Origin of the sequence: Brevundimonas sp., assembly GCF_032017145.1 — a bacterium.
In the GTDB taxonomy this organism is placed as follows: Bacteria; Pseudomonadota; Alphaproteobacteria; order Caulobacterales; family Caulobacteraceae; genus Brevundimonas.
The window spans coordinates 25,791-41,014 of sequence record NZ_DALZQC010000008.1 but is presented as its reverse complement, the minus strand read 5'-3'; the positions used below and the strand labels follow the sequence as shown (position 1 = coordinate 41,014).

General features: G+C 64.6%; 20 protein-coding genes. 1 reads left to right on the top strand and 19 read right to left on the bottom strand.

The window, feature by feature from the left end:
* Positions 1 to 567, top strand: coding sequence for a hypothetical protein (locus RTU05_RS02740; protein ID WP_312595477.1), 567 nt, complete (start codon positions 1 to 3; stop codon positions 565 to 567).
* On the opposite strand, the gene RTU05_RS02735 is transcribed toward RTU05_RS02740, so the two are convergent.
* From RTU05_RS02735 to RTU05_RS02645, 19 genes are all read right to left on the bottom strand, one after another.
* Positions 518 to 1,009, bottom strand: a complete 492-nt coding sequence (locus RTU05_RS02735; RefSeq protein ID WP_312595476.1) for a DnaT-like ssDNA-binding protein — start codon at positions 1,007 to 1,009, stop codon at positions 518 to 520. The two genes, RTU05_RS02740 and RTU05_RS02735, sit on opposite strands and share 50 nt — an antisense overlap.
* Before the next feature lie 3 nt (positions 1,010 to 1,012).
* On the bottom strand, positions 1,013 to 1,342 hold the full coding sequence (locus RTU05_RS02730; protein WP_312595475.1) for a hypothetical protein: 330 nt from the start codon (positions 1,340 to 1,342) through the stop codon (positions 1,013 to 1,015).
* Positions 1,343 to 1,396: 54 nt separating this feature from the next.
* The gene (locus tag RTU05_RS02725; protein WP_312595474.1) at positions 1,397 to 2,446 is read right to left on the bottom strand and encodes a major capsid protein; all 1,050 of its coding nucleotides are present in this window, start codon (positions 2,444 to 2,446) and stop codon (positions 1,397 to 1,399) included.
* A gap of 14 nt (positions 2,447 to 2,460) precedes the next feature.
* Positions 2,461 to 2,910 (bottom strand): hypothetical protein, encoded by a 450-nt coding sequence (locus RTU05_RS02720; protein ID WP_312595473.1) that lies wholly within the window; start codon positions 2,908 to 2,910, stop codon positions 2,461 to 2,463.
* Position 2,911: 1 nt separating this feature from the next.
* Positions 2,912 to 4,093 carry a hypothetical protein gene (locus RTU05_RS02715; protein WP_312595472.1) on the bottom strand — a complete coding sequence of 394 codons (1,182 nt, stop codon included), beginning with the start codon at positions 4,091 to 4,093 and terminating at the stop codon, positions 2,912 to 2,914.
* Between the two features lie 26 nt (positions 4,094 to 4,119).
* Complete coding sequence (locus tag RTU05_RS02710) at positions 4,120 to 5,505, bottom strand: anti-CBASS protein Acb1 family protein (protein WP_312595471.1); 1,386 nt, start codon at positions 5,503 to 5,505, stop codon at positions 4,120 to 4,122.
* On the bottom strand, positions 5,502 to 6,743 hold the full coding sequence (locus RTU05_RS02705; protein ID WP_312595470.1) for a phage terminase large subunit: 1,242 nt from the start codon (positions 6,741 to 6,743) through the stop codon (positions 5,502 to 5,504). Before RTU05_RS02705 ends, RTU05_RS02710 begins: the two co-directional genes overlap by 4 nt.
* Before the next feature lie 343 nt (positions 6,744 to 7,086).
* Positions 7,087 to 7,530 carry a hypothetical protein gene (locus RTU05_RS02700; protein ID WP_312595469.1) on the bottom strand — a complete coding sequence of 148 codons (444 nt, stop codon included), beginning with the start codon at positions 7,528 to 7,530 and terminating at the stop codon, positions 7,087 to 7,089.
* Between the two features lie 13 nt (positions 7,531 to 7,543).
* Positions 7,544 to 7,735 carry a hypothetical protein gene (locus RTU05_RS02695; protein ID WP_312595468.1) on the bottom strand — a complete coding sequence of 64 codons (192 nt, stop codon included), beginning with the start codon at positions 7,733 to 7,735 and terminating at the stop codon, positions 7,544 to 7,546.
* A gap of 117 nt (positions 7,736 to 7,852) precedes the next feature.
* On the bottom strand, positions 7,853 to 8,557 hold the full coding sequence (locus RTU05_RS02690) for a hypothetical protein (protein ID WP_312595467.1): 705 nt from the start codon (positions 8,555 to 8,557) through the stop codon (positions 7,853 to 7,855).
* A gap of 499 nt (positions 8,558 to 9,056) precedes the next feature.
* On the bottom strand, positions 9,057 to 9,983 hold the full coding sequence (locus tag RTU05_RS02685; RefSeq protein ID WP_312595466.1) for a hypothetical protein: 927 nt from the start codon (positions 9,981 to 9,983) through the stop codon (positions 9,057 to 9,059).
* Positions 9,980 to 10,963, bottom strand: a complete 984-nt coding sequence (locus RTU05_RS02680) for an HNH endonuclease (RefSeq protein ID WP_312595465.1) — start codon at positions 10,961 to 10,963, stop codon at positions 9,980 to 9,982. The genes RTU05_RS02685 and RTU05_RS02680 overlap by 4 nt, the downstream gene beginning before the upstream one ends.
* On the bottom strand, positions 10,960 to 12,531 hold the full coding sequence (locus RTU05_RS02675; protein WP_312595464.1) for a DEAD/DEAH box helicase: 1,572 nt from the start codon (positions 12,529 to 12,531) through the stop codon (positions 10,960 to 10,962). Before RTU05_RS02675 ends, RTU05_RS02680 begins: the two co-directional genes overlap by 4 nt.
* On the bottom strand, positions 12,525 to 12,776 hold the full coding sequence (locus tag RTU05_RS02670) for a hypothetical protein (RefSeq protein WP_312595463.1): 252 nt from the start codon (positions 12,774 to 12,776) through the stop codon (positions 12,525 to 12,527). Before RTU05_RS02670 ends, RTU05_RS02675 begins: the two co-directional genes overlap by 7 nt.
* Complete coding sequence (locus RTU05_RS02665) at positions 12,773 to 13,756, bottom strand: ParB/RepB/Spo0J family partition protein (RefSeq protein WP_312595462.1); 984 nt, start codon at positions 13,754 to 13,756, stop codon at positions 12,773 to 12,775. Before RTU05_RS02665 ends, RTU05_RS02670 begins: the two co-directional genes overlap by 4 nt.
* Positions 13,753 to 13,992: a hypothetical protein gene (locus tag RTU05_RS02660; RefSeq protein ID WP_312595460.1), complete on the bottom strand. Its 240-nt coding sequence runs from the start codon at positions 13,990 to 13,992 to the stop codon at positions 13,753 to 13,755. Before RTU05_RS02660 ends, RTU05_RS02665 begins: the two co-directional genes overlap by 4 nt.
* On the bottom strand, positions 13,989 to 14,309 hold the full coding sequence (locus tag RTU05_RS02655; RefSeq protein WP_312595458.1) for a hypothetical protein: 321 nt from the start codon (positions 14,307 to 14,309) through the stop codon (positions 13,989 to 13,991). Before RTU05_RS02655 ends, RTU05_RS02660 begins: the two co-directional genes overlap by 4 nt.
* A gap of 314 nt (positions 14,310 to 14,623) precedes the next feature.
* Positions 14,624 to 14,974 (bottom strand): hypothetical protein, encoded by a 351-nt coding sequence (locus RTU05_RS02650; protein ID WP_312595456.1) that lies wholly within the window; start codon positions 14,972 to 14,974, stop codon positions 14,624 to 14,626.
* Positions 14,971 to 15,180, bottom strand: coding sequence for a helix-turn-helix transcriptional regulator (locus tag RTU05_RS02645; RefSeq protein WP_312595454.1), 210 nt, complete (start codon positions 15,178 to 15,180; stop codon positions 14,971 to 14,973). Before RTU05_RS02645 ends, RTU05_RS02650 begins: the two co-directional genes overlap by 4 nt.
* Between the last annotated feature and the right edge of the window lie 44 nt (positions 15,181 to 15,224).

Sequence of the window (15,224 nt, the reverse complement as noted above, 5' to 3'; positions counted from 1 at the left end):
TTGGCCCCCAGCGGTGAAGGCTTCGACCAGCTTGGCTTCGACCGGCTGGAAGGCACCGCGGTTGATGTGGAGCGCCGCGATTGCGTCTTCGAAGTCGCCTCGCCGTATGGCTTGCTCCAGGCGGTGAAACTCGACGCCACGCGTCAGATCGCGGATCGCTGCCATGAAGGCTTCGGCGACTTCCACGCCAAACTTCGCCGCCAGCTCTCGGAAGAGCCGTCGCTGAGACGGTCGTTTTGCCATGTCAGTTTAGGGCTTCAGTTGTCCGGCGTGGTGGCCAGCCTCGGCCATCAGATCAAGATAAGCCTCGAACTTGGCCTGGGCCTGCTGGCGATGGTGCAGAATGGCCGCTTGGCCTTCATGCTTGGCGACCGACAGCATCATGGCCTCCGCACTGTCGAGCATAGCGCTGAACGCCGCGTCAGCGAGGTCCATCGGCTCACGGTGCGCAGTCAGGCGCGGATCGTCATGATCGATGCGGCGGGTCACGGACGGGACAGTCGCACAGGTCAGCATGTCAGCCAACCGCCCATAGGCCGAGGCCAGCCGGAGGTTTCTCGGGAATGATGAACGGGGCGAGCAGGCCTTCAACGGCGCTCAGCCTTAGGGTGTTGTCGGTGACGGCGTTGCCGCTGCCCTCGAAGTATTCCTTCTCGATCACGTCCACCTTCTTGCGCTTCAGGGCGCCGGAGTTGGCTGCGGAGATCGAGAGCGAGCCGGGCTTCAGCGCTTCCTGGATGGCGGCATGATAGCTGGCGATGATGACGTTGCGTGGGATCACGTCGGCGGCGACCGGCGTCCTCCACGCCAGAGCATTGATGCGAGGCCAGGCGCGCTCCTGGTCGATGCCCCCGGCCGGCTCACCACGGAACCGGACGCCGTAGAGGCCGTCGAGGTAGTCGCTGGCCCGCTGGCGCAGCTGGGCTACGGTCAGGTCTCCGGTCGAAGTGGAATAGCCGTTCTCGGCCGCCCACTCGGTGAACCCTTCGTCTGAACCGTAGCCTGCCACGTCTTAGGCCTTGGCCTGAGAGGTGACGAATGCCTGCTTGTCCTCGTCGGACATAGCGTTGAAGGCGTCGGCGTCGATCTTCGAGAGGCCTTCCAGCAAGACCTGCTCGCCCTGCGTGATGTTGAACTTGCCGCCGCCGTGATGCTCGGCCTTCAGGGCGCCGTCGTTGTTGGCGCCTTTCTTACCCTTCTGGCTGCCCGAGATGACTTCGAAGCGGCCCGCCCAGGGGTGCGGGGTGCCGTCGTCGTGATCAGCGACCGAAATCTCAGTGCCGACCGGGATTTCCTTGCCTTCGCCATCGTGGATGCCGCCGGCGGTGATCTTGATGCGCATGTTGCGCTCCTTCCTCTGAGGGAAGGGGCCAGGCCGGAGCCCAGCCCCGACGCCTTAGTTGATGACGGTCGAGGCGAACACGCCCGACTTGCCGTTGTAGTCGCCGCGGACTTCGATCCCCATCGCGCCCATAACGAGGAACTGGTAGTTGTCCGTCGGGTTCAGGCGGGTCATCGCCGTGGTGTTGACGGCCATGCCGATCAGCGGGCGGACGTACCGAGCGTTCGGCACGAAGCCGAAGAACTGGTTGCCCGTCAGCTTCCACGTCACCTCGATCTTCTTGATCCGGCGGTTCCGCGCGATGAACTCGCGGATGGTGCCGTCCTTGAAGCCGGCCGCGTTCGAATAGGACTTGTCCCAGGCGCGCGCGATATCGGGGCTGATGTAGAGGTTGACCGCCTCAGTGATCAGGTTGGCGTCCAGCATGGCGCCGAACGGCCCCACGAAGAACGCCTCCAGCTGATCCGACGTCGCCGTGGTGAGGTCGATGTTCACGCCGCCGGCGCCCGAACCGAGGTTAATCAGTTTGGTCAGGGGCGAGTTGCGCAGACCGTAGGCGGTATAGCCCTGGAACTTGATCTGTGCGTCGCCGTCCAGCGCGTAATCCGCCATGTTGCGATTGATCTTGTCCAGCGCGCCCTCCTGATCGTCCGCCAGGGCGTCGAAGTTGGCGGCCTGCAAGGTGTTCCACTCGCGCCATTCCCGGCCATAGCCGTCCGAGAAGATCGGCACGACGGTCCCGCGATAGTCGTAGATGGTCTTGTCCATCGCCACCGGCACCTGACCGGACAGCGAGCGGTGGACGGGGTTGTTGGTGTCCGAGGCGACGCGGCTCAGGTGAGCCATGGTGCCGATGTTGACCGGCTTGGCCAAAGCCATCAGGTCGGTCATGAACACCTGACCGCCGTCGTCGCGCATGACGCGGGTGGTGATGGTGTCCAGCTCCAGCCAGGCGTCGCGCGGCAGAACCGCCGAGGCATTGGCTTGGAACGAGGCGAAGTGGTCCTCGACGTGATGGAAGTAGTCCCGCGAGACCCCCAACTGATCCCACCATTCGGCGTGGGGCCGGGAGTTCGCGATGAGGTTCTCATCGAAGTAGCGCATGGTCCGACCCCTCCTTAGGCGACGGCCGTGTTGCGACGGGCCACGCGCGCACGCACGAGCTGGTCGGAACCGGTGTTGTTGTTGAAGGCTTCCTCGGAGACCAAGGCGATGTTCTGGCCCGTGGTGGCCAATGACAGCTTGGCTGCCGCGTTGCTGGTCAGCTTGGCGCCGCGAGCGACATTGACGCCGGACGGGACGCGGACGTTGAAGAACTGCTCGTCCAGCAACTCCATCGCGACGATGGTGTCGCCGGCGGGCCAAGCATCATCGACGCCCTTCAGCGCCAGATAGTTGTCCTGGACGACATAGAGCTTCTCGCCCGAGTTGGCGCCGGCCGGGGCGAACTTGGCGCCCGACTCTACGACCAGGGTGCCTGGCAGGACCGAGGTGTCGCAGATGCGTTCCTGGACCTGCGGCTTAACCTGATCGACCGGGCCGGCGTAGATCTTGTTGAAGCGGGCCATCTTACTTCACCGCCTTCGGGGCGACGTGGCCCTTGGTTTCGGTGCGCGGCGTGAAGCCGTTGGCGATTGCCGCGGCCTTGCCCGGCTCAGCCTTGGGGGCCAGGGCGCGGGCGGCGTTCAGGGTGAGTTCGCCGGCGGCGGCCTCATCCATGATGTTGCCGGCGACGATCTTCTCGCGAAGCGTCTTAAGCTCCGCTTCTTCCGTCGCCTTGGCGCTGTTGGCCTGGGCCTCCAGCTGGTCGTTGATCGGCTTCATCGCCGCCGCGACCGCGTTGCCGATGGCCGTGGCCAGGGCATCGGGCTTCATGCTCTCCGAGAGGGCGTCAACCTTCTGGGAAAGCGCGTCAAACTGGACCTTGTCCATGTCTTCCTCGTCTTTCGATGTGTTGGTGGAGGGTTGGTCCCGCTCGGAGCCGGAAAGGGCCTCGATAAGGGCTGCTTTTACGCGCTCCATCAGGGAGGCCTTTCGGACCTTCTCGATGGCGCGGACGGCGCTTTCGACCGCCCATCCAAGTTCGCGCTCGGCCTCATCGCTGAAGACCGAGTTGACGACCTGGATCTCTTTGCCCGCCGAGTTGACCATCATGCCGACGCCTTGGTCGGGAGTGGCGGCGCCGTCTTCGTCCAGAAGGATGGCGTCGTGGTCGAACTCGATGTCGCGAGCGGTGAACTTGTAGGGAACGTCGCCGTTGGCGGCGTCCATGATGGCCAGAAGGCCCGTCGAGGTGTGGACCGGGTCGCCGGCGTCGATGGCCGCCAGCACGCGCTTGCCGCCCTCGGACTGGTTGGCGCGCTCGACGTCGATCACCTTGTCCAGCAGGACGCGGCCGCCCTCTTGGCGCACGTTCTCATTCCAGGCGCCGATCCAGCCTTGGTTCAGGCCTTCGGGGTCGCGGGCCGAGAGGAACTTGCCGTTGACCGATGGGTGACCCAGAGGGGCAGGTGTCCGCTCCAGGGTCTTGAACGACTTGGCGATCTCGACGGCAGGATAGAGGATGTCATTCATGACGACATCATCGGGCAGCGTCGCCGAGGGGACGATGATCACGTCGCGACCGTTGCGCTTCTCGCGTTTGATCGCCGCCGAGTTGGCTAGGGTGCGGATGTTGACGCGGACCTGATCACCGGCCGCGAGGCCCTTGTTGACCAGGAAGGCGCGCGTCGGCGCTGCGGGCTGATACACGCGGGCCTCCTTCGATTGTGGGTGGATCAGGCGGCCGGAGCCGGCTGGTCTTCGGTCTGGGGCAGGTCCAGGGCGTCCTGCTCTTCGGCGGGGTCAGCCTCGTCGCGGAACCGTTCAGCGTCGCTTAGCGGCTCCATGCCCACCACGGCGCGGATGTCGTCGCCGGTGAAGACGATCTCGCCGGACGGCTGCTTGGAATTGACGTCGGCCATCTTCACGGCCCGGTCGATCTTCTCGCCCATCGAGCTTTCGGTCAGGTCGGTCCAGCTCAGGAACCAGTCCTTCTGCGGCAGCACCTTCACCCGCTCCAGGCGGTTGACAAAGGTCATGATGGCGGGGACGGCTTGGTTAGTCCGGCGGCCCATGTTTACCTTGGCCCACTCTTCGCTGTCCTCGGTCGAGGCACGCTCGCCGGTCTGAGAGCCGATCAGCACCTTCATGGGGATCGACCATGATGCCGCGAACGACTGCGCCGCCACGGCGAAGAAGTGCTCGGGCGAGGGAAGGTTGACCTGCATCGGCGTCGCCTTGATGCCGGACAGCAGCAGCGACTTGTCGAAGCCCTTGTTGAAGCCTTCGACCTGCTCGTCGATCTTGTCCACGACCTCTGCGACGGGGACGCCCATGGCTTGGGCCATGTTCTCGATCTTGGCGTCCTTGTCGATTTCCAGGCTGAGACCGGACTTGGCGTTCTTCCAGAAGCCCTCGCCGCCGCCGCCTCGGATCTTCTCCATGTCGAGCAGGGCGTTATAGCCGGGCTCTAAGGCGGAACGTCCGTTCAAGGTGCCGTCGGGCGACCAGACGATCACGCGGTCGGGGTGGATTTCGAAGGTGCGCGGCTGCTTCTGCTGGCCAACGGCCGACTCGGCGAAGCTGAACATGGTCGGTTGACCATAACCCTCCGACTTCTCGTCGGTGTCCCAGGTGCTGACGGTCAGCTGGCCTTCCCATGCGGGGATGACCTCGACCAGCCCCATGAGGCCGCCCGACACCGTGTCGACGGGCTCCTTGAACGCCTTGCTGTCGGCGAAGCGGAGGATCAGTCCAGAGTAGCAGCCGACCAGGCTACGGCGATCGCACTCGGCGAGATGTTGCCAGATGCGCAGATCGGCGAAGCGCTGACGGATGTCGGCCTCAAGCCCCGTTTCGCCCTGGTCGCCGCCTTCGGTGCCGTCCCGCTGGAACTCTTGCAGGTAAGGATTGTCTTCCCAGGTCTTGCCGACCGTCTTGTCCACGGCGGCGCGGGCCAGCGGGTTGCGGCAGTAGGCGTCAAAGGCGAGCTCGAAGCTGACCTGATCTGGATAGCCGAAGTCGGCAGCGTGGTTGTGCTTCTGGGCGCCGAAGAAGAAGCCGGGGAACATGGCCTGGATCGACCGCGTCGCGGCGTTGGCCAGAAGGTGACGCGCGCTCATCCGCGGTGCCGGCTCTTCAGGAACATGGCGACGGTCGATTGCGGCTCGACCTTCAGGTTGGTCACCGCCCAGACCAGCGCATCCATGCGGTTCGGCGAGAGGTCTCCCTGATAGCCGGCCGGGGTGGTCATCAGCATCTCGGCCTCCATCAGCGGGAACTGCTCGCGGTGCCTGATCCGCTTCTGGTCATAGAGTGCGGCGACGGGTTCGGCGCGGACCTGTTTGCCTCGGCTGGCGGACACCATGACGACGCGGGCTTTGACGCCGCCGGCGCGAAGCGTGCTTTCGACCATGTCGCCGCCGAAGTTCTTCTCGGCGACCACGCAGTCCGCATTCCAGCGATCGACGCACTTGGCGACGGCGGTGGCCCAGGCCATCGGCGAGGTGGCAGGGCAGGTGGCGTCTTCGAGGATGATGGCGCCGTCGCCGTATTCAGCGGCGACCACGATGCCGACGTCGTCACCGCCGCCCGATGGGTCAACACCTACGACAACCCGGCCCCAATCGCCCTCGGCGGCATTCCGGCCCTCACGCCACGCCTCGTCCAGCGCCTCGCGGTTCCAAATAGCGCCCTGGACCGACGGCATGTAGGCACCGAGCCAGATCCAGGCCGCCCGCAGCTTGTCCTTCAGGAAGTCCAACTCCATCAGCTCGCGTAGAGCATCAGGGAAGAACGGGTTCTGGTCGAAGTTGATCTTGCGGACGATGGCGCGCTTCGGCTTCACCGGGCCGCGGAAGAACAGGTCTATCGGATCGGTCGCCAGACGCGGGTTCCAGATCGCCCACAACTCAGAGATCACGGTGCGGAGGACGGTCGGGATCAGAACATCCAGTGATGCCTGCTTTACCTCCTGGGCCTCTTCCAGGATGGTCAGGCCGGCACCTTCCAAAGACTTGATGCCCTCTGGCTTTCCGCCCTTCCAGAGGCCGATGAACATGATCTTCTGACCGCCGAGGCCGACGAACGTTCCGTCCACCTCGCGGAAGTAGGTGCCGAGAAGGCCGAAGTGCTGGAGCCGAGTGCGAACTAGTTCCAGCGAAGACTCCTTCAGGTTCGCCATCACCTCCCGGAGGAAGACGACACGAAGCCGAACGGTCGTGACCGTGTGGAAGATCGCGGCATCCACGACCGACCAGGACTTCGCCGAGCCGCGTCCACCGTGGGCAGCGCGGAAGCGATATGAGCCGAGGGGCTTCGCGGTCAGGAACCGGAAAGCCGGGATCGGTTCGTAGATCACTCGGCCGTCTCGTAATCCTCCTCGCTCGGAGCGGGGACGGGACCAGGGGACGCGCCCACATAGGTTACGGTCAGCGCGCCGTTGAACACGCCGTCAAGTTCGACTGACTGCCGGGGCTTTCCATAAGCCCGGTCCAAAATGCCTGTAGCGGCCGATACTCGGGCGGACTGAGGGGCCGCCTTGTCGTTGGCCACCTCAACCAGAACCCCCAGGGCTCCCGCTGCATATGCCTTCGCCATCTCGGCAATGTCCCGCTTGGCCTGAGACACCTTGCCGGGTTTACGGCCCGCGCCGGGGCGAGCGCCACCTCGTGCGGCCATGATTTGATTCCGTTGATTGTTTTTCAGGCAGCCTCGGCTAAGCGCGTCAGCCTTTCGCGGATGCTCCGCAGCGCACACAGGCGCTCTTCGACCGAGGCGCCCATCCATACGCCCTCTTGCCGAACGCGATCCTCGCTCTTCAGCGTTAAGAGGCTGGCGCGGCATTGCATCGCTATCCGCTCCATCTCGGTATGGCTTCCCATGGAGATGTTGACGGTCTTTCGCGACCACTTGAAGATCGCACGGCGCTCCAGACGGAAGGCGTCGCGCTCTGACAAGTCCGAGGATATGATCCTAACCCGCACAGGCCATCCCTGCGCTTTCGCGGTCTCCACTTCGGACCGCAGCGTTTCGTTGTGACTGCGGGTCAAGTGAATGCGGTAGCGGTTGCCCGAGCCCTTGCCGACGTAACGCGTCTGTCCGTTGATACGAACGACATACACGTAGAACCGATCAGCCTTGGACATCCCTGCCTCCCGACTAGATGGCATACCCGCCGATCCAAACCCGCCTAAAGTGCGATCCCTCGGTCGAGCAGATCAGCCGTTCGAAGTGGTCCGCATTGCGGGTGGTGCGCTCGACGATCTTGGGCCAGCAGTATGAGGCGCAGATCGTGCATTCCGCATCGCGCGCCTGGCTTTCAGCAAGGATGCCGCCGACGTCAGCCGCCATCCGCACCCTCCGAGCAAAAAGAAAGGCCCGCCGGTTTCCCGTGGGCCTGATCTTCTGGCCGCGCGAAGCGACCTTGCATTTATGTACCCTGCTTCGACCGGTCGGAAAAGCCCCAAGTTATCGACCGAAGTCCGAGCCTCTGAACCACGTCACCTTCTGCTGATGAGGTTGGGGCGGCGGCCGGTCATTCGCGGGCTGGACCGCCTTCGCCGTGGCGACGCCGCGCGCGTGGATCAGGTTCTCGCCCAGGGCGCGGATCCGGGAAGCCTGGCTCTCGTCAGCCGTCTCTCCCGTCTCCGCCTCCACGGTCTGGCGCCAGTTTCGCGCCAGCGCCTTCTCTCCGGTCATCAGGGCGGTCAGCAGGCGGGCGTCAGTCGGGGATAGGCCCAGCAGCGTCTTCTTCACCCGTCCGGCCGCGTCGATCGCTTCCTGGGTGACGTTCTGGCCTGGGGCGCCTTCGACGGATGCGCGGATGAAATCGGGCCGGCGGTCGCCGCTCGACGCACCCTCTGACAGGTGGATGTCGGTCTCATGGCCCCGGAAGGCCTCATAGGCTCTCTGCGACAACGCCGGGCGCCCCTTAGGGAAACCATCGCTCGGCTTGCCGTGGCGGTTGCGGAGGATCGTGAACACATCACGGCGCCAGGCGCCCAGAATCTCCCCCGAGCGTTTGTCTGCGTTCACGTCCGCACCCTGAGCTTTCAGCCGTGCGGCTTCAGCCCGTCGCTCGCGGAGCAAGGCGTTAGACACCTCCAGCGCGGCTTGCGGTTCGGGCTGACCGATCTTGCGCAAGGTAATCTTGCCCTTCTTCTTCCGGCTCATGCTGCTTCTCCTTTGTGCTTTGAGATCAGGGTTTGTTTCCAGCCCTTGAGTGGTGGCCAAGGCACTCCCCACGCCTCTAGCTGCCGGCGCGTCCAGCCTCCTGCCGATGTTCTGGCGGCTTCGATTTCCTCGCGGGTCACGTTCATCTCTATCTCTATGATCTGTCTTGTATTTGCTGGTTGAGAGAGTCGTTGTCGGGGGCATAGGACGACCAGCCCTGGCGTCTCCGAGGAAACACCAGAGCCGGTCCATGCCCCGTGCGATCTTGCTGGCCGAGCCGAGCCGCCGCCTTGGGCCGATCTGGTCGAGTGACTATCGCCGGATCGTCGAGTGCTACTTGCGACACCTTGGTCATCGTGCCGGGAACCGCGCTTCACTCTTTCGGACTGCGCTTCGCCTGGGGTTCCGCCCCGTGGTAGGCTTCCGGTGTCTGGCGCCACTGTCTTCAAACCGTCCGCCAGGCCGGCCCCGCGTTCTCCAAGAGCGCGGGGTCTCTTCATCATCCCAGCGCCTCCCTAAGGTGCAGCGCCACGGCCCGAAGGCCTTCTCGCTGGTGCAGGTCGTTGAAGTCGTCGCCCATCTGCTTGGGCATCGTCCAATGACGACCCGAGCGGCGGGCGTAGAACTCGCCCGCGCCTTTCCACTCCAGCGTCTCGACAGGCTTGTCGTGGTCAGCTGCGATGCGCGATCCTGGGATGGACTCTGCCACCTGCCCGACATTGGACGCAGAGAAGGCCGATAGGACCGTCGCCGAGGCCCCCAAGAGGCGCAGGGCTGCTCTGACAGTCATGGCGGTCCCGATGCCCTCACAAACCCATGTGTCGCGCCCTGAGGCGATCCGGTGGGCGGCCCCGGACATGACGCCCCGAAGGATATTCTTCTTGGCGCCGCCAGGTGTGATGAACTGAACCGTCGTGATCGCCTTGCCGACGCGGCCGGGAACGATCAGGAACGGGCCCTGGCCCTCGGGCAAGGCGTGGGCCAGCATGTCGCCGAACCGGCCGGACGGGAAGAATTGTCGTGGGTCGTCGCAGACCAGGCCTAGCTCGTCCGGGAAGCCTTTGGACTTCAGGTAGGGGTGAACGTCGGTCCTGCATCCCTGCACGAGGTCGGCACAGATGCGCTCGACGTGCCGACGCTCGGTCTCCCGCTCGGCGTCTCGCTCCCGCCGGCGGGCTTCGATCATCGGATCGGCCGGGCGATTGTCGTTCGCGCCATCGACGCGGAAGCGGTGACTGATCGCAGTCTGATGGTTCCAGACTATCCCGCCGCATTGATCATCGAAAATCAGGATGGAGGCATCATCCTTACCGTGGCGCCCCTTGGTGTCGCTGCGCACCCATTTGCCAGGCATCAGACGACGACGAGGCATTTCAACCCCGACAGCGGAACAGGCATCGGACAGCGCTTGTTGCAGGGTGGTCATTCCAGCCAGCCCCAGTTCTGCTGGTAGGCGATGCTTCCGATGGTCCCCACAGACACCTGGAAGCGCTCGGCGATTGCTCGCATGGGAATGGTCCCCAGCAGCTTGCGGATGGACCGGACCTCACCCTCTGTCAGCTTGGCTGCCGGGTGCGCCTCCCCGCGATTGTGGGTTCCGTGAACAAGCCTGTCCGCCAGATTGTCGGCGCGGGTTTTCCAGACGAGATGCGCGGGGTTCACACATCCAAGATGGCCGTTCCCGCAAAGGTGAGCCGCCTCCTGACCCTCGGGCGCCGGGCCGTTAACGGCGGCGCAAATCAGCCTGTGCGGGTAGGTTACGGCCCCGTCGTGCCAAATGCGTCCATAGCCAGCGCTGGTCGCAAATGGCCACGTCAGGCAGGCGTCAGAGTCAAACGGCAGTGCAACCTCAGAAAGCCAGCGCATGGCCTCGCCCGGTGAAGCGTGTTTTTGCTCAAGAGGGCCGCCGTTGCGGCGCCAGCGCCAGTAGTGCTTTTCGCACCATCCGCGCGCGACGGAAGGCAAGTCGCAGTCCTCCACGGCGCAGCTCGGCTTTGGCTTCGGCTCGCGCGGTGATGCTTTGGCGGTCGGGTCACCGTACTTTCGCCACCGCTGATAATGGGCCGGGCAGAAGCCCCTGACGCTTACAGACTTGCAGCAGCCTTCGACGGCGCATATGCGCTTCTCAGCCATCTCGACCTCCTTACAGGTGGGGCTGGTTAGAGCGCGCGTTCGGGTTGGCGCCCGGCGCGCGTTCGCCTTTTGTGCCAGACTGCCAAGGCCTTCGCAATAGACGAAGCCGCCCTGCTGATCGTCGTCGATCAACACCGCCGCGTCGTTCTTGCCGTTCTTGCCTAGGGAATCCGTGCGGGTCCACCGGCCAGGCGCGCAACGGCGTTTGGGCGGCGCCACCCTTACGGCGTCGCAGGCTTGGCGCATGGCGTCATCCAGCGAGAGAGCTGTCATGCAGCCCTCTTCATCGGTGACTTCTTGCGGAAACGAGCGGTCTCACGCTCGATCAGGCCATAGGCAGCCGGATCTGCGACGGCGGGGATGCGAGCGCCATACCAACCAGTCGGCAGCTTGGCGCCAGGATAGATTCCACGGAAGACACCATAGGCCCAGCGACGCGCGTGATCTTCGCCCTGCCGTGTGTGGGCGGCGCAGTAGTTCAACGCGGCGTGCCAGACGTCCTTCGGGCGCTTCAGGCAGTCCGCCCTCAGGCCCCCGCGCGCCTGCATGCCGAAAGCGGACGGATCAAACTCGCGAAGTTCGCCCGCGACCGACTGAATGTCCGAGCGTGCCGGACGCTCCCAGCCGCAGGCCGTGCAGGTGTTGCCCCGCATGCCGCCGCCGCACTCAGGACATTTGAGCGGCTCGCGGGTCTTGGCCTCGGTCTCGCGGGCCACGCTATCGCGTTTGGTCGCCGACGATAGTTCTCCGGCGCCGTTGTCCCAAACGTCGTACATTTCGACGGCGAACCGCTCGAAGTTGCCGCAGTGGTCCAGCCACAGCGCCTTGCTCTTCGTCGGATGCGTCCGCATGACGCGGCCGATTTCCTGAATGTGGCTCGACAGGCTCTTACGGTAAGGCTTGCACGAGATGCCCACCAACACGTCAGGGACATCGAAGCCCTTGGTCAACACACCGCACGACACCAACCCATGGATCAGGCTGTCAGGGCGCCGAAACTCGGCGATCTTTTCGGCGCGCTCGTTGTCGTCGCGGTCCAGATAGCTGATCTGCTGGAAGTTAAAACCGGCCGCAGCGAAGGCGGCGCACAGCTCGCGGCCATGCTCGACGGTCGGGCTGAAAACGATGGTCTTGGCGGGGCCGCCGAAATGTTCAGACGTCTTGGCGATCCATTCCGCCACGACGTCACCGACGATCTTTATGCCGGCGGACGCGGCGCTCTCGTCGGAGAACTCGCCGAAGCTGTTGCGTCCGTATTCGCTCTCATCCGGCGATCTGGCGATATAGACCTTCGGCTCCATCAGAAAGCCGTCGTCGATCAGTGTCCGGGTCGTGGTGACGTTGACCATGCCCTCCCAATGATCGGCCATGCCGGCGGTGAAGGGGGTGGCGGTCAGCCCAATCGCGACGGCGTCGGGGTGATCGGCGATGAACTTCAACGTCGCCGCGTATTGGCAGTGGGCCTCGTCGTAGACGATCAGCGAGGGACGACGGGGCAGGGAGCGGCGAGCTAGGGTCTGGACCGAGCAGACCTGAACGTTCTCGCGGGGGGCCCAGCGACGGTTGATGCCCTGCACGATTCCGTGGTTGACGCCGTATTCGTCCAGCGTCTCGCTCGTCTGGTTCACCAGGGCGACACGATCCACGAGGAAGAGTGCGTAGCTGCCCTTCTCATCAGCCTGCTTCAGAAGGTGCGCCGCCAAGACCGTCTTGCCCGCGCCGGTCGGTGCGCAGAGGATCAGACGCTTTCGGCCATCGCGCAGGCCGTCTCGTAATCCTTCGACGGCTGCGTCTTGGTACGGACGCAGCACAATATCCTTTGGGTCTCGGAAGGTCAGCATCCCGCGACCTCCGCATAGGCGGCAGCCTCGGCCTCGGCGCGCGACTGCCCCCCCATATACTCGCGGATCGCCGCACGTTCTTCCCATCGGTCCAGCGCCGGCCACGACTCAGCACAGGCCGCGCGCCAGTGCGCCCTCAGCCAAGTCAGGGCGGCGGGCGACAGGCGGCCGGGCTTGAGGGTAAACCGCCACTCCGCGCGGACGATTTGCCCGCCGTGGGCCTGGATGCGGGCGAGAATGCTCACAGCGCACCCATGTCGATCGGCAAATTCTCCAGCTCCTTCACGCGGGCCTCAGCCTTCACGGCTTTCCGCTCCCAGCGCTTGGCAGCAGTCTGATGCTCGGCGATGCGGCCTTTGAGCTGATGCAGCTGGCGTTGAAGGTTGCCGATCACCTTGCCCTGCTCGCCGCTGGTGGCCTCAGTGAGCTTGGAGGTCAGGTCTTCTCGTTCATCCTTCAGGCGGGCGCTCTTTGCCTTTTCGTCGGCGAGATGGGCGCGCAGGCCCAACACTTCGTCGATGAGGGCGTCCGTCGTTAGCTTGGCCAGCTTCCGGCGCTCGGGATCGACGGGAGCGTCTGGCGCTGTGTCCCGTTTTTCGTTGGGCTCTGAGGGCGAGAGATCGGCCTCGACTCTGGCGACCTGATCCTCGGGTGCCAGGTTCTTGATGCTGTCAAGGTACTTGCCAGTGTCCAGGCGGGTGCCCTTGATCATGCCCAGGGCTTCGTCCGAGACTTTCTCGCCTCGCTCGGCGTCGCGCTGAACAGCACGTTCGGACTGGCCAGTTGCGGCGGCTGTGTCGGTGGTGAAGCGAGGGGCCTTTGCAGAGTCGCCAAGTTGGCGACTCTGGTCATGACCGCCGCCAATGGCTCCGTGTATGGTCTCGGGGTGCAGCGCCTCATAGGCCGCCTTACGGCGCCGGGTGAACTCGGCTCGCTCGGACGCGGTCAACGTCGGTGCGCACAGGTTCTCGTCGCACTCGGCGATGATCCGCTGATTAGCGTCCAGGTCCAATGTGATCGCGGGGACCGCAGTCATGCCCAGCATGCGGCAAGCTTCCAGCCTGTGCATCCCCGCGACGAGGGCGAACCCGACATCGGTCGGCGCCACTGTGATCGGGTTCAAGAGCCCGACTTCGCGGATGCTGGCGACGAGGGCGTCAACCTGGGGTCGGGACGCCTGACGCACGCGGTCGAAGGTAGAGATTTGGTCGATAGGGATGTTCATGGCTGTGCCTCGACTTCGGCGATCAGGTCCTGCAGCCCGTTGATCAGCTCGGCCTTCGGGACGTGCAGTCGTGCGGCGAGAACGGCGAACCGCACCGTCAGGCGTGCGGCTTGGCCATGTGGCGTGTGATCCGCGATGATGCGATCCACCTTGCGGCTGATCGTAGCGACGCCAACGGCGGTGTCCTTGGTCAGGTCTCTGCCGGCGCGCTCTGGAAACTGGACAATGGCGTTCATGCCGCCACCGACCTTGGTGTGCGCTGCAGCCCCTGCTTTCGAATCTGCGTCTTGGTCGCTGCGGGTGTGCGGTTCAGTGCATGGGCGCAGGCATCGGCCGTTGCGCCGGCCTCGCAATACATCAGCCGAAGGATGGACATGTCGGTGTCGGTCCAGGAGCGCAGGGCGGCGGGGTTTGGCGCGGCGAGCGGAGGCGCGGGCTCTTCTCGTTCCGGGAACATGATGGCGCGCACATCCGCTTCACAACGGCCGAGGGCTTTGGCGATTTGAGCGGGCGTGGCGCGTGGGCCGATGGCCTTGATGACGGGGACGCTCATGCGCGTGTTCCTGAAATGATCGGGCTGCTTGTTCGGGTGACCCGCCACCGGCTTAGGCTTAGCTATGCGGCCGAAGGCGGAGGTTGATCGGGTTGAGTTGGATGATCGTTGGCGGGGACGGGGGCGGGTGTCCGCTGGACGCTCGGATGAAGCAGGCCGGTCAGTTCCTGGCGGACGACGGCGCGGATCATCTGGAGATCGTCGCTGCTCAGCATGGGGTGCTCCGGCGAGGGAGACGGGGGAGGGAGACCCCCGCCGGAGCTTTCGCGACCACGTGGGGATCGGAGGGTCGCGAAATGGGAGCGAAGGCCATTTTAGAAGGCCTCCGAAACTTCAAACGGATGGCTGTTTCTCGACCGGGTAAGGCCGCCGCCACCAATGTTGCCGTTGTAGCCGCTGGGGCGGCGGGTTCCCCACTGCTCGATCAGGTCACGCTCGACTGCGGCGGCGTTTTCCACGCCCATCGCGGACGCGATGTGGAACACCTTGAACCCTTCCCGGCCGAACTTCTTGATGCCGTCGGACACGCAGGCCTTCGCCACGCCGGGCCATTGACGGGGCGGCAGAACATGCTGGAACCAGCGGTGCCTGACGCTATGGCGAGTGCAGCCGACGTAGCCGCGCCCATCCGGATCGATGGCCAAGTAGATACTGTAGATCGTCATGCCACTTCGCCTTGCGGTTGGGTGTCATTGGCTGGCCGTTTGGGCGGCAAGGGCCACACGCTCGTCGAAATGCCGAGTTCGCGCTCCAACTTCTGCGCCAGCGCCAGAGAGGGCGTTTTCCCGCCCGCGAGAAGCTGGTGCGAGTAGGGCTTGCTGACGCCGAGGCGCTGGAGGTCGGCGGCCTTGATGTTCTGAGCGACTTTCATGAAGCGCAAGGTATGCCATTCCCATACCTCAGAGCAAGCCAAAA

Coding starts and splice junctions, on each gene's coding strand:
- RTU05_RS02710 (WP_312595471.1), bottom strand. CDS start 5,505: ATGAGCGCGCGTCACCTTCTGGCCAACGCCGCGACGCGGTCGATCCAG.
- RTU05_RS02690 (WP_312595467.1), bottom strand. CDS start 8,557: ATGAGCCGGAAGAAGAAGGGCAAGATTACCTTGCGCAAGATCGGTCAG.
- RTU05_RS02665 (WP_312595462.1), bottom strand. CDS start 13,756: ATGAACATCCCTATCGACCAAATCTCTACCTTCGACCGCGTGCGTCAG.
- RTU05_RS02685 (WP_312595466.1), bottom strand. CDS start 9,983: ATGACCACCCTGCAACAAGCGCTGTCCGATGCCTGTTCCGCTGTCGGG.
- RTU05_RS02680 (WP_312595465.1), bottom strand. CDS start 10,963: ATGACAGCTCTCTCGCTGGATGACGCCATGCGCCAAGCCTGCGACGCC.
- RTU05_RS02650 (WP_312595456.1), bottom strand. CDS start 14,974: ATGACGATCTACAGTATCTACTTGGCCATCGATCCGGATGGGCGCGGC.
- RTU05_RS02720 (WP_312595473.1), bottom strand. CDS start 2,910: ATGGCCCGCTTCAACAAGATCTACGCCGGCCCGGTCGATCAGGTTAAG.
- RTU05_RS02675 (WP_312595464.1), bottom strand. CDS start 12,531: ATGCTGACCTTCCGAGACCCAAAGGATATTGTGCTGCGTCCGTACCAA.
- RTU05_RS02730 (WP_312595475.1), bottom strand. CDS start 1,342: ATGCGCATCAAGATCACCGCCGGCGGCATCCACGATGGCGAAGGCAAG.
- RTU05_RS02660 (WP_312595460.1), bottom strand. CDS start 13,992: ATGAACGCCATTGTCCAGTTTCCAGAGCGCGCCGGCAGAGACCTGACC.
- RTU05_RS02695 (WP_312595468.1), bottom strand. CDS start 7,735: ATGGCGGCTGACGTCGGCGGCATCCTTGCTGAAAGCCAGGCGCGCGAT.
- RTU05_RS02725 (WP_312595474.1), bottom strand. CDS start 2,446: ATGCGCTACTTCGATGAGAACCTCATCGCGAACTCCCGGCCCCACGCC.
- RTU05_RS02655 (WP_312595458.1), bottom strand. CDS start 14,309: ATGAGCGTCCCCGTCATCAAGGCCATCGGCCCACGCGCCACGCCCGCT.
- RTU05_RS02700 (WP_312595469.1), bottom strand. CDS start 7,530: ATGTCCAAGGCTGATCGGTTCTACGTGTATGTCGTTCGTATCAACGGA.
- RTU05_RS02645 (WP_312595454.1), bottom strand. CDS start 15,180: ATGAAAGTCGCTCAGAACATCAAGGCCGCCGACCTCCAGCGCCTCGGC.